Source organism: Ethanoligenens harbinense YUAN-3 (genome assembly GCF_000178115.2).
GTDB classification, from domain to species: Bacteria; Bacillota; Clostridia; order Oscillospirales; family Ethanoligenentaceae; genus Ethanoligenens; species Ethanoligenens harbinense.
This window is the reverse complement of sequence record NC_014828.1, coordinates 2,349,424-2,371,653: the sequence shown is the minus strand read 5'-3', so window position 1 is coordinate 2,371,653 and position 22,230 is coordinate 2,349,424. Positions and strand designations below refer to the sequence as shown.

Here is a 22,230-nt window from a genome sequence, read left to right as displayed (position 1 = left end):
CTTGTTGGAAATCTGCGCGGATGTGTCGAAATCAGCCTGCTCGACTATTGGCCGATCATTGTATTAAACTGCGCAATAACGCTGGATTTTTCTTCGGTAGCTTTCTGGCGGTCATAGTTGACGAGCTTCACCTGTGCCATGGGGATCATACCCTGCGGCGCGGCAACCGAAGTGAGAACGGAATAACGGTTGGAAACAGACGTGTTTTTCTGTTGGACAGGCTTGGTGAGCAGCCAATCAATGAACTTTTTGGCGTTCGCGGTATTTTTTGCGTTTTTGATGGCCGCTACACCGCCGATTTCATAGGCGGTTTCCGGCGGAACGACTACTTTGATCGGGTATCCCTGCTTCTCGGTTTTCAGGACATCGTGCGCCCAGGACATCCCGGCCACAAACTGGCCGGTGGCAACCAGACTGATGGGATCGTCCGCACCTTTGGTGTAGTGGTCTACGTTTTTGTTCAGATTTTGCAAATAAGTCCAGCCTTTGTCGTTGCCGAGGCGGAAAAGCTGGTCGGCGACGAAGATATAGCCGCCGCCTGCTGTGGAGGGATTGGATGTGACAAACTGCTTTTTATAGCGGGCGTCCAGCAGATCATCCCAGGTTGTGGGCGGCTTCAGACCTTCCGGGGCGAGTATTTTATTAAACTGCTCCGTGTTATAAAAAATGCTGAGCACGCCGAGATACCAGCCTTGGAAATAGCCTTTCGAGTCTTTGAATTCGGATTTCAGGCTCTTGGCATTTGGAGACGTGTATTTCACAAACGCGCCCTTCGGGTCAAGGTCTTCGTAATACTCGACGGAGCCGCCCAGCATCACGTCCGCCTGTGGATTGGACATCTGTGACTGTATTTTTGTTTCAAGATCACCGGCGCTGAACAGCATGTATGAAATATTGATGCCGGTGTCTTTTTTGAACTGCTGCGTGATCCAGCTCATGTCATCCTGCTGCAGCGCTGTGTAGATCACCAGATCTTTGGAGCCGGAGGAGCTTTGCGTGGACGATTTCGCGGAAGAACATCCGCTCAAAGCAAGGGTTACGGACATAGCCGCAACGAGCATCATGCTAACGACGTTTCCTTTTTTCATTGATTCCATCTCCATCTTCCTATTTAAATTTCCCGCTTTACAACGAGGTGAAACGCATCGCTTTTCAGGTAATCCAGCGAATAGAATACAGGGACGTTTTTTTTATTTAAGTGGAGCTGTTTAAGCAGGATCACGTCGGGGCCCAAGATGCCGACGGCTTTCCGATCCCGTTCATTTGTTTGGTCAATCACACAGATTTCCGAAATGGCATATGTGACGCGGATGCCCAGTTCTTTCTCCAGAAAATTCAGGATGCCGCCCGAAAAATCATCACCGATGGCGTCTCCCACCAGAGAAGCGGGAAAAATATTGTAATAAAACGCGATCTTCTGGCTGTCGGCGGTGCGTGTCCGTTCCATGACGAATACATCTTCGTCAATCTGCAATTTGTTTGCCCACTCGTTTTCGGGTGCCATGCTGTACCGGCGGATGTCACATTCGCTTTCCTGATAGCCCGCGTCTTTGATCATCTGCCCCAGGCTTTTCAAACGGTTCAGCGAATTGTTGATCAGCCCGTACTTTTCGTTGATGTATGTGCCGACGCCGTTGAAACTGGTTAGAACATTGTCCCTTTGCAGGATTTTCAATGCTTCTCTAATCGTGGATCTGCCGACATGCAAAGTTTTGGCCAGTTCCGATTCGGATGGAAGCCGGCCTCCGGCCGGATAGATTCCGTCCTGAATTTTCTGCATAATCTGTTTTTGTACTCCGATATACAACAATTCCGGTTTACGAATGGTATTTTCCTCCCTGCAGCGTCAATTTTCCTGGATATAGGTATCCTACTGGTTCATGTCGATGTTCTCTGGCGCCTGGATATATGCGGTGACGCCGTCAAAGTCGCCGGTCGACAGATTCGGATCGCCGGCCGATATCTGATTTTGAAGATTTAAATTTGCCAGTTGCGTGAACCCCGGATCGATTTTTGAATTCAGCAGAGCACCGACGAGCATATCCCGCGCCGTATTGAAAGAAGTCCATTCATGCGAAAGCTTTAGCCAGTCGAAACTTTCTGTTGATGCCGCAACCGTTATATACCACGCATTTTGGTAGTTGACCGCGCCGAAGGTCCTGAAATGATGGATGTTCTGGTTATACCAGCTTTTGTCTGCGAAAGCAGTATTTCCGTCGTCCGGCTTTTGCTGAAACAGAATATTATTAAGATAACTGGTGTATCCGCCGGTGTGCATCGCACTTTCGTTGATTGCCGGGTCGGCGCCGGCCAATGCTTCTTTGAATCGATCGTTTGCATTATCCGACGACGTGGCATAAGGATCGACCCAGACGAGGTTGATCATTTCCTGCATTTTTTTGTTGCCATACTGTGAAAACGTCTGGCCCAGACAATCCGCCACCGTTTTCCCGTCGGACTGAAGCATCCATTTATCAACGCTCAGCCCGTTTGGTAATGTCACCATTTGGTCTGTTGGGATTGTCTGTGCGCTTGCCGCTCCGGCCAATAAAGCCATAATGGCAATGCCGGCAACGATGACCTGAAACGGCTTGCTTTTCCAGACAGTTTTGCCTTTCATATAAGTCCCTTCCCTTCGTTTTACAGCTTTCAGACAGCTTCCGATCAAGGGGTATTATACATCCCCCGAAAGGATGATTATAATCAAGATATAGTATATTTTGTGTAAATATATCGTAAATGGGTACTTTGTGAGATATTCCTGACCTTTGGTATGTGAGGAAGCATATCGCAACGGGCCTCTTTCACACGCACAGGTGAGCCAGGCTGGTTTTATGCATTGCTGCGGCCTATGCTGTTCATGCTACCAGAGAATATACTATACGATTAACAGTATACGTAGTGAGCTTTCTAAATGGAGTGCTGTAAAGGAACGGCCATTCTCTGTTGTGATTGAAACTGCACGATGCTTGTTTTGGATAAGTATGATTTCAGCGCGGAGAACCCAAAGGATATCAGTTATAATTTTTCCATGCAGAATTTCGTAACGATCAGATTTAACTCTTTTCTCACAAGATTAAAGTTCGCATTAAAATACTTGTTCCGAAACAAACCGGTTTATTGGACAGAAAAAACAGTTGTACAATAGAGAAGAAAATGCAAAATTTCGGATACTATCGGCGGTTTTGTGGATATAAGAAAGCCTACAGAAAAAGAATGGTCCGAAAGGACTATCCCGTTTACTGTAGGCGTTTCAAAAATTTCAATATTATTTTGTCCGGTCAGACCGGCAATGCTTTATCACCATTTGATTGTTATAAGCGGCTTAATCAGATCCCTGGGCTTATCCTTCATCATCATGAGGGCTTCTTCGACTTTTTCAATCCCTTCAAAGCGATGGGTGACAAGCTTGCCGGGGTGAATCCGCCCGGTCGTTACCAGCGACGCCAGCTTTTCCATACGCAGCCGTCCGCCGGGCATCAACCCGCCTACGATTGCTTTGTGGCCCATCCCACAGCCCCATTCGGTGCGGGGAATCTTAATGTAATCGCCTTCGCCCAGATAATTGACATTGCCGATTTTTCCACCGGGCTTCAGCATTCTGACTGCCTGCGCAAAGGTGTCGACATCGCCGCCCGCAATGACGACGCGATCGACGCCACCCGTTTTTGCAAGAACCTGATCGGCAATGTCGCCGTCATGGTAGTTTACAATATGCGTTGCCCCAAATTCTTTGGCGAGCGCGACGCAGTTGGGACGCGAGCCCACCGCATAGATTTCGGACGCGCCGCGGATAGCGGCCCCCGCAACAGCCATCAGCCCCACCGGGCCGATTCCGACGACAACGACTTTGTCGCCAAACTGAATATCCGCAAGCTCAACGCCGTGGAACCCGGTCGGGACCATGTCGGAAAGCATGCAGGCACTGGCATAATCCATGCCTTCCGGCAGCAAGGCAAGGTTGCCGTCCGCATCATTCACATGGAAGAACTCACCGAACACACCGTCTTTAAAGTTTGAAAACTTCCAGCCTGCCAGCATGCCTCCGGAGTGCATCTGATAGCCGCCCTGCGCTTCCAGAGAGTTCCAGTCCGGCGTGATGGCGGGAACCAACACCTTATCTCCCGCTTTAAAATCTTTTACCAGTGACCCGACCCCGACAACTTCACCGACCGCTTCGTGGCCAAGGATCATCTCATGACGATCGCCCAGAGCGCCCGCCCATACCGTATGCACATCCGATGTGCAGGGTGCAAGCGCAATCGGCCGGCAGATTGCATCCATTGGCCCGCACGCCGGACGGTCTTTTTCGATCCAGCCGGTGTGCCCGATCCCCATCATAGCAAAACCCTTCAAAAAAAACACTCCTTGTCAGATTTAATTGTTAATTTCTCGACAATGTCCAGTATAATACATGATCTTTTAAATGTAAATATGCAAAAGGTATCTTTTTGTGTGATGTTTTTGTTGCTTTATTACAAGCATGCGGACCGCCATGCACAAAAAAGGAAGGTGCACAGAAATGCACCTTCCTTCTATATGACCGCACCGCACCGGCAGTCTTTGTTTAGTCCGGGGCGCCCGCCTCGCGCAAAATAGAGACGGCATGCCCCAGGCCAATGCCAAAGCGGTCACAGCCTGCCGCCTTCATCTCCAACAGCGTATGCAGGTCCCGTATGCCGCCTGCCGCCTTGATTTGGACGCGATCCCCGACGGCTTTTCGCATGAGCTGAATGTGCGCGACCGTCGTGGGCTCCGGCATCCAACCCGTCCCTGTTTTGACATAGGCGACGCCCGCCCGCACCGCGGCCTCGCATCCCTTTACGATCTCTTCGTCCGTCAGCAAGGTGACTTCCAGAATGGCTTTAACCGGTTTCTCCCGCGCCTGTTGAACAACCGCGGCAATATCGTTTTGCACAAACTGTGTGTGGCCGGATCTCAGCTCTCCTATATTGAGGACCATATCAAGCTCGTCGCACCCCATGTCGAGCAGTGCGCCGGCTTCAAAGACCTTTGTGGCTGTCGTTGTACAGCCGGAGGGGAATCCAACGGTTCCTCCCACTTTGGTGGCGGAATTTTTCAGGCGCTTTACAAGATACGGCGTATGGCATGGAAGCGCGAAGGCTGCGGCAAACGGATATCTGCGTGTTGCGGCAACCAGCGCGTCGATGTCACGCTGCGTATGGCTGGACTTGACACAACTGATATCCATGCGGCGCGCGATCGCGTCATACAACTCCACAACGAACCAGATCCTTTCCGTGAAAAAGCACGGCTACTTCAACCGTCCGCTCATAAAATTTTCGAGCTCATACTGATCGCCCAGAATTTTTACCATATCCAGGCAGACAGGCTGTTTTTCATGAAAGCACAAACGCCGTATGCACAACAGCGCCGTGCCAACGGGGACATCCAGCATTTCCGATTCGGCAAAATCGGATGCCTTGGCCCATATGCTGTCCTTCGCGGCGTCGATCGTGATGCCGTAGCGGCGTTCCAGAAACTGATACAGGGCGGAAAAGGATTCGCTCGTCTGTTCCATCTGAGGCACCAGCGCATAGGGGATATAATTCGTCATGAGCGCCACGGGCTTTTCATCCGCCAATTGTACGCGCTGCACACGGGCAAGCCGGTCGCCAAAGGGCAGTTGCAGTTCGCCGGAAAGTTTCTCATTGGCCGCGATGACATCTATATAGATACTCTTTGTACGAACCGTATACCCTTTTTTTCGCAGAGACTCGGTCACGGAGGTCACTTTGCTCAAGTCCTGGGTCGTTCGGAAATTGCGCACCATCGTGCCGCGCCCCTGCTTGATATCGGCAAGCCCGTCGTTGGACAGGGCTTTCATCGCCCGCCGCACGGTCGTGCGGCTTACGCCGAACATCTGTTCCAGTTCCGTTTCGGTCGGCAGCACATCTCCTACCGGGTATTTTCCCGTTCGGATGTCCTGCTTGAGTTGTTCGTATAAACGCATATACGCGGCCGGTTTGCCCATGTGTGCTGCCTCACTTCAAACGAGTTCGTCCAAGATTTGAACTTATCATAGCAGATTGTGCGGAAAGGTACAAGCTGAGGTGCACGGAACAACCGCATAAGAAGATGTCAACGCCGATTTGAATTTGCAGGTTTTTGTCTGTGCCCCCTTTCGTGCGTTTTGTCACTGGCGCTGACAGATATGGGGTCTTTCTGTGCACCGTTGCGCAGACAATGCCGAATTTTCGTGTTTACCATTATTTACCGCTTCCCATAAACCAGTTGAATGATTCCGCAGAATGAGAATTAATTAGTCTGAGAAACAGTAAGTTTATACTGGCCATATCGTTATCGACAAAAATGAAATTCTTATTATTACATGACAGCCCGTATTGGGCCTACCCATCTCACCGTATTTTAATACAGCGACGCTATATTTTAATAGTAGTTGTAATTATTAATGAGAAGGGTGAGTTTGTTTTGAGTCTTGGCTCGTTGATGGATTTTTTCCTACATATGGACAAATATTTAAGTGTGCTCATCAACCAGCACACCACCGTTGCATATGTTTTTTTGTTTGTGGTCATTTTTATTGAAACCGGTCTGGTTATTTGCCCGTTTCTGCCAGGGGATTCCTTAATCTTTGTAACGGCGGCTTTAGCAGCCGCCGGTGCGCCAATTTTTTCTCCATTTGTATTGCTCTTGCTCTATGCTGCCGCAATCTCCGGCGATACACTCAATTATCATATTGGCCATTTGTTGCGAGAAAAAATAAAAAGGCGTACACATCTTGTGTTTGTAAGAATGGAATATTTAGACCGTACGCAGCGCTTCTTTGAGAAACACGGCGGCAAAACAATTACCATTGCACGTTTTGTACCGATTATCCGAACCTTTGCCCCATTTGTTGCCGGGGCAAGTGAAATGCCATATCGATGGTTTTTAGGGTATAATGTTCTTGGAGGAATATCATGGGTATCGGTTATGTTTGCCATTGGGTATTTCTTTGGCAATATCCCGTATGTGAAAAATCATTTTAGCCTGGTGGTTGTGGCGATTATCGTAATCTCTGTGTTGCCAGCAATCCTTGCATTTCTTAAAAGCAAGATGGAGACACGAAAACACAGGAAAGAGAACGTGTAATCTTTTTAACTCGTGATTGAGGATGATAAGAACCGGAATGGGGCGGTTCGTCAGTAAGAATAGCGAGCAGTACCATAAAGGTAACACAGGCGCGGCGGCGAATCTGTATGCGTATGCAAATTAAAATCCTGTAAGATACAGTGATCCGGATGGCCATTCGACAATAGACATAATTATTAATATTTTTAGTGTGGTGTTGTGTTTTGTGAGTTTTGTCACGCCCGCCAAGGTGCCAATTATTATAGCTAATTTGGCTCTTGGAGGATGGACGATAGGATGGGCGGTATATGCATTGTACAATGACAATAGGCATTATAGGGGACAAATTAGAGTGGCACGTATGGCAATTGATACTATAAATATTGTAATGGTAAGTGGCTGTGTGGGCATACGTCTGTATCGATTAAAATCTTTAGGGCTTATTGGAAAATGGGCGGTGGTGGGAACCGTAAGCGATATATTGAGTGCTTGGTTTGGCGTGCCCTGGTCTATAGCTAATTCAACGGCGTCTGCGTGTAATATAAGTTTTTGAAAGAAGTTTTTCTGAATTTTGCAAACTTCGTTCCAAGTAAACGGCGTTTTTCCGCTGACTTTGTTTGAAAGGGCCTTTGCAGATATGCTCAACTCATCGGCAATGCGTTTGTATTTAAGGCCTTTTACTGCGACAGCGGCCCTTAAATTTGGGTAAGACACGTAATCACCTCCAGAAGTACCAAAAATGGAATCTTTACCATAGCACAGTACCTCAAAAGGAACTTTCAAACAAGGAAAACAGAAAAATGGTTCAAATAACGGAACTAAAATTCTTGACCGAAAACGCAACCTTGTGTATAATTGTGTCAAGGATGTGGTTATATGGGATTGGATGAGCGGCTTAGCTACTTAAGAAAACAGAAGGGTGTTACGATCGAGCAGTTATCAGATCGTTCCGGTGTCCCGTTGAGTACAGTTAAGAAGATATGCGCGGGAATCACCGCCAACCCGAATCTTGAAACAGTGAAAATGCTTGCCAAGGCCTTGAATTGTAGATTAGACGATTTAGATGACGAGTCAGCGCAAAATCAAGAAAGTTTATCCCGAGACGAGCAACAACTGATAGATGGCTACCGAGAACTTAGCGCGCAAGGTAAAGAATACATACGTCAGACCATGAGCATGGCTAAAAACACTTATAAAAAACGTATTAGTTCTACCGATATGGAAGCTGGAACCTAGAAAATAAACCGCCTGTGCGGGTTGACATAAAGAAAAAATTGACAACTTGGAGAGGGTAAAAATGTTTTTCACTGTACTCGGATGGATCGCGTTCGCTTTGTTTATTTTAGGGCTGATCGTTCCAAAGACAATTTTCATTTCAAAGAAAAAGACACGCAAAAGTTCTTTACTTTATTTGCTGATCGCGATAGTTTGCTGGATCATCGCGGCAATCATCAGCGTGGCAACCGCCAAACCCGCCGCCGTCTCGCTGAGTTCCAGTTCTTCTTCAGCATCTTCTGTGGCTTCGGTTTCAAAATCCTCGACTGGATCGGTTAAACCGGCACCGTCGTCCGCGCCAGCAACTCCTTCCACTATCAGCGTAAACCAGACACTTTCTGACGGATATTATACGGTCGGTGTGGATTTCCCTGCCGGAACCTATAATTTCACGGCGGCTAGTGGCTCCGGCAATGTCATCACCACGGACGGTGAGATCAACGAGATCATGGGCGACCAGGGGGACAAGACCTTTAACAACGCCAAACTGCAAAATGGTACTGTCCTGTCCGTCTCTGGCGTTCAGCTTCAGATCGCATCCTCAAATGCTTCCGGAGCGACCCTCAAGCCCCGCAACCAATCCGGTCTTGTGACTAAGCAACTAGCGGCTGGCAACTATACGGCCGGCACTGATTTTCCGGCGGGCACCTATGATCTCACCGCTGTTTCTGGTCAAGGAAACGTCATATCGCAAAACGGCACTCTTCCGCTCAATGCCATCATGAGTACAGATGACAGTGACGGGATGAGCACAAAAACCTATAAAAATGTGACATTTAAAGCCGGAAATACTCTCCAGATCACGGGTGTTACTATTTCTATTTCTCCAAGCAAATAATCAAAAGGGATATAAAAATCGCCCCGACCGTTTTTGGCCGGGGCGTATTTGTGAGAAGGTGAGACAATGAACGCGGTTGCCTATGCAAAATATTCAAGCGACAACCAGCGGGAGGAATCCATTGACGCCCAGGTGCGGGCCATCCGGGAATTTGCCCAGCGTGAGGGCTACACCCTTTTAGAAGTCTACACGGATGAGGCGCGCTCGGCTACCACGGATAACCGGCCGGCGTTCCAGCGGATGATCGCGGACGCGGCGGCGGGGGAGTTCAAGGCCGTGATCGCCCACAAGCTGGATCGCTTCAGCCGTGACCGGTACGATAGTGCCTTTTATAAGCAGGCGTTGGAAAAGCGGGTGTGCGCCTGGTGTCCGTGCTGGAATACTTGGACGACAGCCCGGAATCGGTAATCATGGAATCCGTGCTCGAGGGCATGGCAGAGTATTACAGCCGCAATCTTGCCCGCGAGGTGCGCAAGGGCATGAACGAGAACGCCCTCAAGGCCAAGCATAACGGCGGCATAGCACCTTTAGGGTATGATGTGACACCGGTAAGGGGTACGCCGTAAACGAGGCAGAGGCGGTCACTGTGCAGCGCATATTTGCCCTATACGCGCGGGGCTATGGGTATGGCCTCATCATTGACCAGCTCAACGCCGAGGGGAGAAAGACGAAACGGGGGCAGACCTTCGGCAAAAACTCCATCGCGGAAATATTACGAAATGAAAAATACATAGGCCGATACGTCTTCAACAAGCGGCTGAAAAAAGGATCGAACCGGCAGTATAAACCAGATGACCAGATCACGCGCATAGACGGTGCGCTGCCGGCTGTCATCGACAAGGACACCTGGTTCAGAGTGCAAGCCATACTGGAAGGGAGAAAGCGTATGCCAAGGCAATCAAATGACCGCGTGTATATTTTGAGCGGCAAGATTTTTTGCGGGGAGTGCGGCGCGCCATATGTCGGGGCCGGGTATGTCGGCGGCCGGGGCGGCAAGCGGTACTACCAGTACCAGTGCACGAACGCCCGGCAAAAGAAGTGCACCGGCAAAGCAATCCGCCAGACCGCCATTGAGCAGTATGTGCTCGATCAGATACGGGACAAGCTGCTTACAGACGATCAGATCGAGAATATAGCTAATATCGTTGTGACCGAAAAGCAAAAGCAGGAACGGCAGCGAGGTGTCGCACTTCCGGAACTGAAAAAGCGGTCGGCAGAACTCAAGGCGAAAATCAGCAAGCTGCTGGATTTGTACCTTGAGGACGGCATAGACAAAGATACCCTCAAGGCCAAAGTCAACCCAATGCAGGACGAAGCGGACGCACTGGACAAGCAGATCGTGGTTTACGAGCAGTTGGATGCGGGGGACGGCGGCAAAGAGGAGATAAAAAAATATCTGCATGCCAGGCAGAAAAGCCTTGAACATGCAGATACAGCGTCCTTACAGGACCTTGTCGATGCTTTTGTAAAGCGGGTCGAAGTGTACGACGATCATTTTGACACAGTCCTAACAGTGGACAGTGTTAAAGTTGGTGGAGGCGAGGGGAGTTGAACCCCTGTCCGAAAGCACATTCACAAAGTTTTCTCCGAGCGCAGCCGCTTATTTAAATAGTCCCGCAGTGCATCCCCAAACGGCAGGCTATGCGCATTGGCAGCCCTTAAATACACATCCGCTGCAAGGGCAACTGACGGATGCGTTCACCGCTAAATGACGTTCAGATCCTAGGCCGCGGTACTCTCAGGCTGAACGTGCTGCTTTAATTAAGCAGCAAGCGCCTCCTCGGAACGACCGAAGTTGACGCGGATAACATTATCTTTCGCATTTAAAATGCATGCGGAGGTTTATAGCGGTACCGCACCGCTGCTCGCTTACTTTGTTTCCGTACCCCCGTCGAAACCTTTACGCCCCCATGTTGATTATAAAAAATGTGAAAGGAACATCAGGTGCAGCCATTGGTCGCAAAGGGCAAACCAAGTGGCACAATGCGGATCGATGCGTGTTGGATCTCCCCGCGCGGTTTCCGTGGTAGCCAGTGACAGGCCATGTCCACCTTCGGGATAGATGTGCAGTTCAAGCGGCACATGGTGTTTTCGCAGAGCACCTGCAAACAACAGGGAATTTTCGACCGGGACCGATTGGTCGGCGGCAGTGTGCCACAGGAAAGTGGGCGGTGTGTCCGGTGTCACCTGGTTTTCCAGAGAAAGACGTTTTTTTTGCGCGTCTTCCGCATCATCGCTCAAAAGGCTTGCACAGGATTTCGCGTGTGCGAACTGTGTGAAGGAAATGACCGGATAGGATAGAATGAGCGCGTTTGGGCGGATGTCGTCCGGATGCAGGCCAAGCTGCGCAGACAGCCAGTGCTGTCGCCAAAATGTGCCCAGACAGGCGGCCAGATGTCCCCCGGCGGAAAACCCTGCCACGCTCAGTGCACCCTTGTCCACATGAAACTGCGCGGCGCGCTTACGAAGCAGAGCCACGCCCGCCGCCAGTTCCAGCAGGGCAGTCGGCCAGCGTATCGGCGCCACGGAATAATTCAGTACAAAAGCGTTGTATCCGTGTGCCATGAATGCCAGAGCAACCGGTTCCGCTTCCCGAAACGAAACGAACTGATAGCTGCCGCCCGGGCAGATCAGTACGGAAGGCCGCGTGTGGTTCGGGCCGAGTTCCTCGGCATTGTCCGGGCAGTAGGCGGTGAGCGTCGGCTCGCGGTAGGCGGCCCGGCTGCCGGTCAGGCCGGCCTGCAGGCTGTATGCCTCCCGCTGTATGCGCAAATCATCCAGCGGTTCCGCCGCCAACACAGGGAAGACTTCACGCAATCGGATGATTTCATATTGCATGCGGTTCCCTCCTGCCGGTTAGCGGTTGCGCTCTTTGATGGCGCGGTCGATCTCGCGCGATGCGTCGCGCTTGGCGATGTCGGCGCGCTTGTCATACAGTTTTTTGCCCTTGCAGAGCCCGATCTCGATCTTGACCAGCGGCCCTTTGAAATAGACCTCCAGCGGAACCAGTGTGAGCCCCTGCTGCTTGAGCTGGCCAAACAGACGCATGATCTCACGTTTGTGCATGAGCAGCCGCCGGCGGCGCAGGGGGTCGCGGTTGAAAATGTTTCCCTTTTCATAAGGGCTGATGTGCATGCCGCGGACGAACAGCTCGCCGTTGTCGATGTCGCACCAGGCGTCCTTGAGGTTGACCCGACCGGCCCGAACCGATTTGACCTCGGTGCCGAACAACTCGACGCCCGCTTCAAACGCCTCCTGCACAAAATAATCGTGCCACGCTTTTTTGTTTTTGGAAACGCTGCGTTTCTCCACTCGCGCCATGCCTGCTCCGCCTCATCTGTTCCGTAGGGTAACCCATATTGTATACCAAAACGGACGGATTTGCAAGTGTTTCTCAGTAGGAAACCACTTCCGTTATTTGACTGCCAGCCGCATTCGATAACAAAAACGGATGGCGACACGTTTTTTCCCCATGGCGGTGCGGACCTTTTCTTCAAAAGCGGTGTAAAGTGTCCGTGCCTCTTCCACACCGGTTTCCAGCAGGTGCTGAAGATCGCCTTGGCTGAGCGCCAGACCAAGGAACCGTTCAGCGTCTGTTTCTTCCGTCTGTGAGAACAGCACCTCGCGCGCATAGCGGAATGTTCCGCTGTTTTGCAGGTTTTCAAGGTGCTTGCTTTTGTCCCAGTGCGTATAGTGCCCTTGGGTTTTTGGGTTTTCCGCCTGCATGCGGTGCAGAAAGAAAAACAGTTTCTCGTAGGCCTGCTCGGCTTTCCAGTTGCAGACGGGCGGCCAGTCGCAGTCGAACGCGGCGAACACGCCGTCCGTTTTGAGGATGCGCGCGATCTCCGGAATGGTTTTCTCCGGGTTCATCCAGTGGAAAGACTGGGAGCAGGTCACAAGGTCCACACTCTCGTCCGGCAGGCCGGTGGCATCCGAATAAGCCTGCACAAAGCGGATGGACGGCTGCCCCGCTGTGCGTGCGCGCGCGCGTGCGAGCATGTCGGCGCTTGGTTCCACCCCTACGACCGCATCGGCATAGTCGGCCCAAGCTGCGGTGGACAGGCCGGTGCCGCAGCCGATATCCACCAGAGTCGTCGGCCGGTGCCCGAGATATTGCAGCAGGATGGCGCGTGCGTCCGGTGGCAGGGCAGGGCGCACCCGGTCGTAAAGACCGGCAAAGTTCGAGAAGCGATTGGCATTTTGGTGTGCTTTATCCATCATGGCTCCTTTGTATCGTATATCAACCGTTTTCCATAAAAGAATAAGGGTGTTTTGCTCAAATTGCAAGCGGGGGAAACGACAGAAAAAATCCCCGGCGCAGGCCGGGGGGAAAATGAGAACAGATGATCTATAAAGAAAAGAGGAGAGGAAGAATGAAAAAGCATGGCCTTAGTATACGGCGCAGGTGTGAACGGCCTGTGAATCGGGTGTAAAGAAACAGACCGGCCCGTGCCGCATCCGGGCATAAAAAAACCCCGGAATGACCGGGGCCCCAAGATAAGTCAGATCAGAAAAAGGAGAGGAGGAAAAGATGAAAGAAGATGCTTATATAGTAAAACAGGTTTATGAATATGCTGTGAACATGCTGTTAAAAAACACCGCGATTTAAGCAGATACGGGTATACACCCCGTGGAGACAGGGTGGCAGAGGAAACAGGCGACCCCGGTGCCGTCAAACGTTCCGGCACAGTGGCGTGCGGTGTGCTCATCGGCGAACAGCCCGAACACGGCCGTGCCGCTTCCGCTCATGCAGGCACCGACGGCCCCGGCGGCGCGCAGGGTGCGGCGGATGGATTCCACGGCGGGCAGCGGGCTGGCATTGGCAAACGCATTGTCCAGCGCCGCGCCGATAGCATCCAGACTGCCGTCTTCCAGTGCGGTAAGGAGCGCGCCGGTGCGCGGCGGGCATCCTGTGGGCAGGTGGTCATAGGCGGCGTAGGCGGCGGCGGTGGACATGCCGATGGGCGGTTTGACGATCAGCATGGAGCAGGCCGGCAGCACGGGTACGGGGGACAGAAGTTCGCCGATACCCCGCGCGCGCAGGGTGCCGCCCGTCAGGCAAAACGGTACGTCCGCCCCTGCCGATGCGCCTGCCCGCAGCAGCGCGTCTTCGGGCAGGGGGGAAAAGAGCGCGCACAAGCCGTGCAGCACGGCGGCCGCGTCCGCGCTGCCGCCTCCCAGTCCCGCCTGCGAGGGAATGCGCTTGCGGATGAAGACCGACACGCTCTGCGCCGGCAGGCCCGCCGCGTCAAAATAAGCCAGCGCGGCGCGGTGGGCGATGTTGTCCCCGCCCTGCGGGATGGATGTGTCGTCGCAGCGCACGGATATGGTCCCGTCGGCCGTTTTGGACAGTTCCACCGTATCCGCCAGCGAAACGGACTGCATTACGGTGTCCAGCTCATGGTAGCCGTCCGCACGCCGCCCGGTGATATCCAGCGACAGGTTGATTTTGGCGCTGGCCTGTAAGACGATTTGTTTCATCACCGGCTCCCAAACAGCGCAAATGTGTGGATGTCGATCGCTTTCACCGGGCACATCTCATGGCAACAGAAGCAGCGGATGCAATCGGTGTAGGCGATGTGCGCCTTTTTCTGCTCGATGCGGATGACATGGCGCGGGCAGCTCTCGGCACATTTGCCGCAGCCGATGCATTTGCTCCGCACAATCACGGGGCGCGGAGTGAGCAGCTTTTTCAGCGGCTTGCGCAAAAACGCAGGTACCCGGATATTTTCCATGAAATCCAGCGAAGCGGAATCCGGTTTTTCAAACAGCGTGAGCAGGGTTTCCGCCCGTTCGCCCACAATCTCGAGCGCGCCGATCTCGGCGGGGCAGAGGCTGCGTTTGATGGCGGCCGCCAGCGTGGGCACTTCTTCGGCGGAGAACCCGATGATGCGCGCCATGACCAGATCGAGCGCATGGGCGTTAAGCGCCGCGCCGGTGATGCCCGCCGCTTTCGGTTTGCCGCCCGACGGGCCGTTGCCTTCCATGCCCACGATGCCGTCGATGAACGCGAAGGTGGGCCGCACCGTTTCGCACAAATCCACCAGCATGTGCCCGAAGTCTTTCTTGTCCGGGAACCGGTAGTGGAACTCGGGCTTCATCAGGCCGGGAATGGTGCCGAACAGGTTTTTCACCGCGCCGGAAAAGCCGGTCATCGCATGGGTTTTGAGTTTGGCGGCCGAGATGACGACATCCGCTTCGGCTACGGGACGGATGATCTGAAACGAGCGGCAGCGCTGTCCGTTTTCATTCACGCGTTCCACCGCGTCGGTCGTCTCGTTGAGCGCCGCGCCCTCTTTTTCCGCCGCCTCCGCCATGCCGGTGGCGGCATAGATGCCCCGCAACGCCGCGCGGGTATAAGGGCCGCCGGGGCTGTCGGCGATGGTGACGACGCCACCTCGCTTTTTGACGGCGCGCACCAGCGCGGCCACAAATGCAGGATGGGTGGTGGTGGCTTCATCCGGTGTGCGGCGCATCAGCAGATTGGGCTTGATGAGCACCTTCATGCCCGGTTTGATGAGGAAATCGTGCGGGTCGAGCGCGTGGAAGTGGCGCTCGATGACCGCATCGAGCGCAGACGGGTTGTAGTCCTTACAGGTGAGCAGCGACACTCTCTCCATGGTTGGCCTCCCGGATGTTCTCCATAAAGTCGGCGATGCGGGCCACCGCCTGGGTGATATGTTTGATGGAATAGCTGTAGGAGATGCGCACGAAGCCTTCGCCGCTCTCGCCGAACGCGGTGCCGGGCACCACGGCCACCTGTTTCTCGAACAGAAGCCGCTCGCAGAACTGCTCGGATGAAAGCCCCGAGGCTGTGATGGACGGGAAGACGTAGAACGCCCCGCGCGGCTCGAAGCAGGGCAGGCCCGCGCGGTTGAGAGCGTCCACAATAAAGCGGCGGCGCAGGTCGTATTCGTCCACCATGCGGGCGATGTCCTCGTCGCCGTTGCGCAGGGCCTCTACCGCTGCATACTGGCTGGCGGTGGGGGCGCACATGATGGCAAATTGATGAATCTTGTGCATGCAGGCCAACACTTCGTCCGGCCCGCAGGCATAGCCCAGCCGCCAGCCGGTCATGGCGTAGGCTTTGGAGAACCCGCCCACCAGCACGGTCCGTTCGCGCATGCCGTCCAGCTCCGCGATGGAAACATGCTTTTCCCCGTAGGTCAGTTCACCGTAGATCTCATCCGAAAGCACAAAAATGTTGGTATCCCGCAGTACGGCGGCGATGGCTTCCAGATCGTCGCGGTCGAGCACGGCGCCGGTGGGATTGTTGGGGAACGGCAGCACCAGCAGCTTGGTGCGCGGCGTGATGGCGGCGCGCAGCGCGTCCGCCGTGAGCTTGAACTGGTCTTTGGCCTGCGTGCGGATGCGAACCGGCACGCCGCCCGCCATCAACGTGAGCGGATGGTAGCAGACAAAGCTTGGTTCGGGGATGATGACCTCGTCGCCCGGCTCCACCAGCGCGCGAATGCACAGGTCGATGGCTTCGCTGCCGCCCACGGTGACGATGGTCTCGTGCTTGGGGCTGTATTCCAACCGGAAGCGGCGACTGAGGTAGCGGCAGATTTCCTGCCGCAGCTCCATCAGCCCGTCGTTGGATGTATAGTGGGTGCGCCCTTTTTCCAGCGAGTAGACGCCCGCGCTGCGGATGTGCCACGGCGTGACGAAATCCGGTTCGCCCACGCCCAGCGAGATGACGTTGTCCATCTCCTGCACCAGATCGAAGAACTTGCGGATGCCGGAGGGGCGGATGTCCAGCGCTTTTTTGGAAAGGATGGAACGATAATCTAACACAGCGAAATCTTCCCCCTTTCGTCGGGTTCCTCCGCACCGAACGGCACGCCGTTGTCCTTATATTTGCGCAGCATGAAATGGGTGGCGCAGGAGAGCACGTTGTCCAGTGGCGCAAGGCGCTCCGCCACAAACAGCGCCACGTCCTTGAACGAGCGGCCCCGCACCGTGACCGCCAGGTCGAACCCGCCGGACATGAGGTAGACGCTTTCGACTTCCTCGAACTGCATCACGCGCTCCGCCATCTGCTCAAAGCCGAAATCGCGCTGCGGGCTCACTTTTACCTCAATGAACGCCGTGATGTGGTCTTTGTCCACCTTGTCCCAATCCACCAGCGCCCGGTAGCCCTTGATGATGCCTTCCTGCTCATACCGCGCGATGGTCGCGGTCACTTCCTTTACAGGCAGGCCCAGCATGGCCGCGATCTGCTCGTTGGAAAGGCGGGCGTTTTTCTCCAGCAGCGACAAAATCTTATCCATTCCGCTTTGCTCCTTACAAAAAAGGCAGTCGATATTCCCGGTTTACACGCAAAAAGAAAAAGCCGCGGCGCTAAAAAGCCGCACGGCCCGGATGTGTTTGCACCCTTGCAATCTCCCGCCATTATACCCCAAACCAGATGCGATTGCAACGGCGGGCGGACACGGCCCGCTTTCAAGCTCAAAGAAGCGCAATTCGAAATCACAGGCATACAGCCTGAACGGGCGGCCTTAAGTTCAGGCGGGATTAGACGCACCGATAGGCGCACAGCCTGAAACAGGTTCGGCCCGCATTTTTTACAGATGTCTGAACGTGGGTTCCGCCAGCTCGAAAAAACGGCGGGCGGCGGTGGAAAGATAGCGCCCTTTCAGGCGGATGAGCACCATCTGCGTGCGCAGACGCCCGTGCGCGATGGGCTTTCCGGAAAGGCCGCTTTCCCGCGCAAGGGCCGAGTGTGGCACGATACCGATGCCGTATCCCGCCCGTGCCCAGTTGATGGCGGTGCGCGCGTCGTCGCTGGTGCAGCAGACCAGCGGCGCAAAGCCTGCCTCGCCGCACGTCTCGCGCACCAGCTGCTCGAACCGCCGGTAGAGAATGAGCCGCCGGCCGCGCAGATCGGCGACCGACACCTGCTCCCGCCCGGGAAACGGGTCTTCCCCCGCGAACGCGGCCATCATCGGTTCCGGCTCGGCATACCGGCAGTCCAGATGGGTGCTGTTGAACGGTGTGCGCACGATGCCCAGCTCAATACGCCCGCCTTTCAGATAGTCCAGAATCTGGAACGTATTGCCCTCGTGCAGTTCGAACAGCACGTCCGGATACCGCTCGTGAAACGCGTTGATGTGCGCGTCCGGCAGGCCGGAGGACGACACCGCGCCCAGCACCAGCGTGCCCGTCAGCCCGGCCTTGTAATCCTGTATCTCACGCCGGGCCGAATCTGCCATCGCCAAAATCTGTTCCGCGCGGTTTTTCAAAATCTCGCCCGCGTCCGTCAGCCGGATGGCGCGGTTGCCGCGCTCCGCCAGCCGCACGCCCAGTTCCTCCTCCAACTGCCTGAGCTGCTGGCTGAGGGGCGGCTGCGCCATGTGCAGCCGCCTGGCTGCGGGGGAAATGCCGCCTTCTTCCGCAATGGCAAGGAAATATCGCAGCTGCCGCAGATCCATTGCATTTACCTCCATATCGTTTTCATATGGGTATCATTCTAAAAGCATATTTTTCGTATGTCAAGAAATGTGGTATTCTGGATGAAGCCAATCAAGATGATGGAGATGAGCCCGTATCATGTGGAAACTTGCACGCTACCTTAGGCCCTACCGCAGGGAATGTATCCTCGGCCCGCTGTTCAAGCTGCTGGAGGCCATTTTTGAACTGCTGCTGCCCACGCTGATGGCCCTGATGGTCAACAACGGCGTTGCCCGGCACGACCGCGCCTATGTGTGGCATATCGGCCTGCTGATGGCGGGCATGGCGGTGCTGGGCTGCGCGAGCGCCTTCACCTGCCAGTTTTTCGCCGCGCGCGCGTCGCAGGGGTTCGGCACGGTGCTGCGAAACGATTTGTTCAAACATATCTCGTCGCTCAGTATGCGGCAGATGGATGCGTTTGGCACGGAAACGCTCACTAACCGCCTGACCAACGATGTCACCACCCTCCAGACCGGCGCGGCCATGGCCATCCGCCTGCTGGTGCGCGCGCCGTTCATCTGCATCGGCGCCATCGTGATGGCGCTCATTCTCAACCGGCAGCTTGCGCTCATTGTGATCTGCGCCACGCCGATCTTTGCGCTGCTTCTGTATCTGTTCACCAAATATTCCACGCCGCTCTACCGCGCGTATCAGAAAGGGCTGGACCATCTGGCCGTGGTGGTGCGGGAGAACCTCGCCGGTGTGCGGGTCATCCGGGCGTTTGCCAAGGTGCCGCAGGAGAAGCGCCGCTTCGCGGATTCCAACGACAGCCTGACGGCCACCGCGCTGCGGCTGGGACGCATCTCCGCGCTGCTCAATCCGCTCACTACGCTGGTGGTGGACGCCGCCATTTTGTTCGTGCTGTGGTTCGGCGGCCGGATGATCGGGCAGGGTACGCTGATGAAGGGGGAAATCATCGCGTTTGTCAATTACATCACCTATATTCTTATTGCCATGGTGGCGCTTTCCAACCTCATCATCCTGTTCACGCGCTGCGCGGCTTCGGGCCGCCGGGTGGCGGAGCTGTTTGCCGTGCAGCCCGATATGGAACAGGCGGAAGGCCCCGTGCCGGAACCGGATGCGGACGCGCCCGCCGTGGAGCTTGTACATGTGGATTTCAGTTACGGCGGGGGCAAGGCGCTGGAGGACATCAATCTGCGCGTACTGTGTGGGCAGACGGTGGGCATCATCGGGGGCACCGGGTCGGGCAAGAGTACGCTGGTGAGCCTGATCGCGCGGTTTTATGACACGACGGGCGGGGAGATCCGCCTGGGCGGCGTGCCCATCCAAAAACTGCCAGACGATGCGCTGCGCAATCTGGTCTGCATCGCGCCGCAAAGGACGGTGCTGCTCACCGGCACCATTGCGGAAAACATCCGGATGGCCAGGCGGGGCGCGACCGATACCCAGGTGAAAGCAGCCGCCGAAATCGCGCAGGCGGTGGAATTTATCGAAAAGATGCCGCAGGAATATGCATCGCGGGTGGAACGCGGCGGTGCCAACCTTTCGGGCGGGCAGCGCCAGCGCATCGGGGTGGCGCGCGCCGTGCTGGCCGACGCGGACATCCTCATTCTCGATGACGCGTCCAGCGCGCTCGACTACGGCACCGACGCGCATATGCGCGGTGCCCTGCGCCGGGCGCGGGCGGGCCGCACCACCATCCTCGTGTCACAGCGCGCCGCCGCCATCCGGGACGCCGACGTGATTCTGGTGCTGGACAACGGCCGCGTGGCGGGATTTGGCACGCACGAAACGCTGCAAACGGGATGCCCCGCCTACCGGGACATCCTGGCTACCCAGGCTTGAGGAGAGCGGATGTGATGAACAAAAAGAAAACAGGGAACGAACACATCCTGCTGCGAACGCTCGGCACATTGGGCGGCGGCAAAGGCATGTGGATACTGGCCGCCGTGTTTGCCGTCATCAGTGCGCTGGGCATGCTTGCGGCGCCGGCCATCATCGGTGTGGGTATCGACAGCATGTTCCGCGGTGACCGCTCATTCACCCGGCTGCTTGGCTATGTCGCACTGCTGGTTCTGATCTATGGCGTGTCGGCGCTGTTCCAGTGGCTGCTCGGCAGGGTAACCAACCGCATCTCTTACCTCACGGCGCGGGATTTTCGCAGGCGGCTGTTCCGCAAACTCTCTGCGCTGCCGCTCTCGTTCTTTGACCGTACCGCTCACGGCGACACCGTCAGCCGCTTTGTCAACGATGTGGACGCCGTTTCCGACGGTCTGCTGCAGGGCCTGGCGCTGGCGCTGAGCGGCGTGGTCACTACCGTGGGCGCGGTGTTTTTCATGCTGGCGCTCAGCCCGGCCATGACCATGGTGGTGGTGCTGTTCGCGCCGCTTTCCGTCTGGCTGGCGCGGTTTATCGGCCGCAATGCGCAGAACTATTTTCGCGATCAGGCCGAGATCGTGGGCCGCATGAACGGCTTTGCCGAGGAGATTTTTGAGGGGCGGCGTGAAATGAAGGCATTCCGGTTGGCGGAGCCGTCGTTCCAGCACTTTTCGGAGATGAACCGGACACTTTACGGCGTGGGCGTGAAGGCGCAGTTCTATTCTTCGCTGAGCAACCCCGGCACCCGGGTGGTCAACAACATCGCCTACACGGTCGTGGGGGTGGCGGCCAGCTTGCTGGCCATCGGCGGGCATCTGAGCATTGGCGGCATCTCCAGTTTTCTTATTTTTTCCACCATGTTTGCCAAGCCGTTTTCCGATATTACCAACATTATGACCTATATTCAGACGGCCGCCGCGGGCGCGCGCCGCATTTTCCGCGTGCTGGACCTGCGGGACGAAATGCCCGACGCTGTTGACGCACCCGCGCCCGACGCAAAAGGCGACATCGCTTTTGCCCATGTGCGCTTTGCTTACGACCCTGTGCGCCCGCTTATCCGGGATCTCGATCTGACCATCCCGTATGGAAAGAACGTCGCCATCGTGGGGCGCACCGGCGCGGGCAAAACCACGCTGGTCAACCTGCTCATGCGGTTCTATGACGTGGATGGGGGCGCCATCCGGCTGGGAGGCGCCGACATCCGCACATTCAGGCGGGCCGACCTGCGCCGCTGCTTCGGCATGGTGCTGCAGGACACCTGGCTGTTTTCCGGAACCATCCGTGAGAATATCGCCTATGCCAAGCCGGACGCAACGGATGAAGAGGTTGTTGCGGCGGCAAAGCAGGCGGGCGCGCACGACTTCATCGGCCGCCTGCCGGGCGGCTACCGGACCCATATCTCCGATATGGGCGAGGATCTTTCGCAGGGGCAGAAGCAACTGCTCACCATCGCGCGGGTGATGCTGGCCGACCCGCCGATGTTCATCCTGGACGAAGCGACCAGCTCCATCGACACCCGCACCGAGCTGCGTGTGCAGCGCGCTATGGAGGAGCTGACCGCGGGGCGCACCAGCTTTGTCATTGCGCACCGGCTTTCCACCGTGCAGGGCGCGGATCTCATTCTGGTGATGGAGGACGGCGACATCGTGGAGACCGGTACCCACGAAAGCCTGCTTGCGCAGAACGGGGCGTATGCCAGACTGTACGCCAGCCGGCTGGAGACGCTTTGA

General features: G+C 55.3%; 23 protein-coding genes and 1 other RNA gene. 8 read left to right on the top strand and 16 right to left on the bottom strand.

Annotation, left to right across the window (positions count from 1 at the left end):
- Positions 1–44: 44 nt before the first annotated feature.
- From ETHHA_RS11210 to ETHHA_RS11180, 6 genes are all read right to left on the bottom strand, one after another.
- Positions 45–1,088 (bottom strand): ABC transporter substrate-binding protein, encoded by a 1,044-nt coding sequence (locus ETHHA_RS11210; protein ID WP_013486083.1) that lies wholly within the window; start codon positions 1,086–1,088, stop codon positions 45–47.
- A 23-nt stretch (positions 1,089–1,111) separates the two neighbouring features.
- Complete coding sequence (locus tag ETHHA_RS11205) at positions 1,112–1,807, bottom strand: GntR family transcriptional regulator (protein ID WP_041686842.1); 696 nt, start codon at positions 1,805–1,807, stop codon at positions 1,112–1,114.
- Positions 1,808–1,870: 63 nt separating this feature from the next.
- A complete protein-coding gene (locus ETHHA_RS11200) occupies positions 1,871–2,620 on the bottom strand; it encodes a hypothetical protein (protein ID WP_013486081.1) in 750 nt (249 codons plus the stop codon).
- A gap of 680 nt (positions 2,621–3,300) precedes the next feature.
- Complete coding sequence (locus ETHHA_RS11190) at positions 3,301–4,356, bottom strand: NAD(P)-dependent alcohol dehydrogenase (protein WP_013486080.1); 1,056 nt, start codon at positions 4,354–4,356, stop codon at positions 3,301–3,303.
- A gap of 211 nt (positions 4,357–4,567) precedes the next feature.
- Positions 4,568–5,242 (bottom strand): deoxyribose-phosphate aldolase, encoded by a 675-nt coding sequence (gene deoC, locus ETHHA_RS11185; RefSeq protein WP_013486079.1) that lies wholly within the window; start codon positions 5,240–5,242, stop codon positions 4,568–4,570.
- A 33-nt stretch (positions 5,243–5,275) separates the two neighbouring features.
- Positions 5,276–5,995 (bottom strand): GntR family transcriptional regulator, encoded by a 720-nt coding sequence (locus tag ETHHA_RS11180; protein WP_013486078.1) that lies wholly within the window; start codon positions 5,993–5,995, stop codon positions 5,276–5,278.
- 476 nt (positions 5,996–6,471) lie between these two features.
- Here ETHHA_RS11180 and ETHHA_RS11175 point away from each other — a divergent pair, with 476 nt between their 5' ends.
- Positions 6,472–7,116 carry a VTT domain-containing protein gene (locus ETHHA_RS11175; protein ID WP_041687561.1) on the top strand — a complete coding sequence of 215 codons (645 nt, stop codon included), beginning with the start codon at positions 6,472–6,474 and terminating at the stop codon, positions 7,114–7,116.
- A 312-nt stretch (positions 7,117–7,428) separates the two neighbouring features.
- On the opposite strand, the gene ETHHA_RS15655 is transcribed toward ETHHA_RS11175, so the two are convergent.
- On the bottom strand, positions 7,429–7,809 hold the full coding sequence (locus ETHHA_RS15655; protein WP_137143895.1) for a hypothetical protein: 381 nt from the start codon (positions 7,807–7,809) through the stop codon (positions 7,429–7,431).
- A gap of 162 nt (positions 7,810–7,971) precedes the next feature.
- Between ETHHA_RS15655 and ETHHA_RS14710 the strand changes: the two genes are divergently transcribed.
- The 5 genes from ETHHA_RS14710 to ETHHA_RS15645 all read left to right on the top strand — a co-directional run bounded on the left by ETHHA_RS14710 (position 7,972) and on the right by ETHHA_RS15645 (position 10,760).
- A complete protein-coding gene (locus ETHHA_RS14710) occupies positions 7,972–8,331 on the top strand; it encodes a helix-turn-helix domain-containing protein (RefSeq protein WP_013486076.1) in 360 nt (119 codons plus the stop codon).
- 61 nt (positions 8,332–8,392) lie between these two features.
- Complete coding sequence (locus ETHHA_RS14705; protein WP_013486075.1) at positions 8,393–9,208, top strand: hypothetical protein; 816 nt, start codon at positions 8,393–8,395, stop codon at positions 9,206–9,208.
- Positions 9,209–9,274: 66 nt separating this feature from the next.
- The gene (locus tag ETHHA_RS16175) at positions 9,275–9,616 is read left to right on the top strand and encodes a recombinase family protein (protein ID WP_083803709.1); all 342 of its coding nucleotides are present in this window, start codon (positions 9,275–9,277) and stop codon (positions 9,614–9,616) included.
- Between the two features lie 2 nt (positions 9,617–9,618).
- Positions 9,619–9,774, top strand: a complete 156-nt coding sequence (locus ETHHA_RS16465) for a hypothetical protein (RefSeq protein ID WP_159033373.1) — start codon at positions 9,619–9,621, stop codon at positions 9,772–9,774.
- A gap of 20 nt (positions 9,775–9,794) precedes the next feature.
- Positions 9,795–10,760, top strand: coding sequence for a recombinase family protein (locus tag ETHHA_RS15645; protein ID WP_156793977.1), 966 nt, complete (start codon positions 9,795–9,797; stop codon positions 10,758–10,760).
- Here the strand turns inward: ETHHA_RS15645 and ssrA are convergent.
- From ssrA to ETHHA_RS11120, 9 genes are all read right to left on the bottom strand, one after another.
- Positions 10,739–11,118, bottom strand: a transfer-messenger RNA (tmRNA) gene (gene ssrA, locus ETHHA_RS15275). The two genes, ETHHA_RS15645 and ssrA, sit on opposite strands and share 22 nt — an antisense overlap.
- A gap of 7 nt (positions 11,119–11,125) precedes the next feature.
- A complete protein-coding gene (locus tag ETHHA_RS11155) occupies positions 11,126–12,046 on the bottom strand; it encodes an alpha/beta hydrolase (RefSeq protein WP_013486074.1) in 921 nt (306 codons plus the stop codon).
- An 18-nt stretch (positions 12,047–12,064) separates the two neighbouring features.
- Positions 12,065–12,529: an SsrA-binding protein SmpB gene (smpB, locus tag ETHHA_RS11150; RefSeq protein WP_013486073.1), complete on the bottom strand. Its 465-nt coding sequence runs from the start codon at positions 12,527–12,529 to the stop codon at positions 12,065–12,067.
- A 93-nt stretch (positions 12,530–12,622) separates the two neighbouring features.
- Complete coding sequence (locus ETHHA_RS11145) at positions 12,623–13,429, bottom strand: class I SAM-dependent methyltransferase (RefSeq protein ID WP_041686838.1); 807 nt, start codon at positions 13,427–13,429, stop codon at positions 12,623–12,625.
- 384 nt (positions 13,430–13,813) lie between these two features.
- The gene (ispE, locus tag ETHHA_RS11140; protein WP_013486071.1) at positions 13,814–14,689 is read right to left on the bottom strand and encodes a 4-(cytidine 5'-diphospho)-2-C-methyl-D-erythritol kinase; all 876 of its coding nucleotides are present in this window, start codon (positions 14,687–14,689) and stop codon (positions 13,814–13,816) included.
- Entirely contained in the window at positions 14,689–15,828 is a 1,140-nt protein-coding gene (locus ETHHA_RS11135) for a DUF362 domain-containing protein (protein WP_013486070.1), read from the bottom strand. Before ETHHA_RS11135 ends, ispE begins: the two co-directional genes overlap by 1 nt.
- Positions 15,800–17,005, bottom strand: a complete 1,206-nt coding sequence (locus tag ETHHA_RS11130) for an aminotransferase class I/II-fold pyridoxal phosphate-dependent enzyme (RefSeq protein ID WP_013486069.1) — start codon at positions 17,003–17,005, stop codon at positions 15,800–15,802. The genes ETHHA_RS11135 and ETHHA_RS11130 overlap by 29 nt, the downstream gene beginning before the upstream one ends.
- Positions 16,999–17,481, bottom strand: coding sequence for an Lrp/AsnC family transcriptional regulator (locus ETHHA_RS11125; RefSeq protein WP_013486068.1), 483 nt, complete (start codon positions 17,479–17,481; stop codon positions 16,999–17,001). Before ETHHA_RS11125 ends, ETHHA_RS11130 begins: the two co-directional genes overlap by 7 nt.
- Positions 17,482–17,775: 294 nt before the next feature.
- A complete protein-coding gene (locus tag ETHHA_RS11120; protein WP_013486067.1) occupies positions 17,776–18,642 on the bottom strand; it encodes a LysR family transcriptional regulator in 867 nt (288 codons plus the stop codon).
- Positions 18,643–18,760: 118 nt separating this feature from the next.
- On the opposite strand from ETHHA_RS11120, the gene ETHHA_RS11115 reads away from it, so the two are divergent.
- Both ETHHA_RS11115 and ETHHA_RS11110 read left to right on the top strand, forming a co-directional pair.
- Positions 18,761–20,467, top strand: coding sequence for an ABC transporter ATP-binding protein (locus tag ETHHA_RS11115; protein WP_013486066.1), 1,707 nt, complete (start codon positions 18,761–18,763; stop codon positions 20,465–20,467).
- Positions 20,468–20,481: 14 nt separating this feature from the next.
- Positions 20,482–22,230 (top strand): ABC transporter ATP-binding protein, encoded by a 1,749-nt coding sequence (locus ETHHA_RS11110; RefSeq protein ID WP_013486065.1) that lies wholly within the window; start codon positions 20,482–20,484, stop codon positions 22,228–22,230.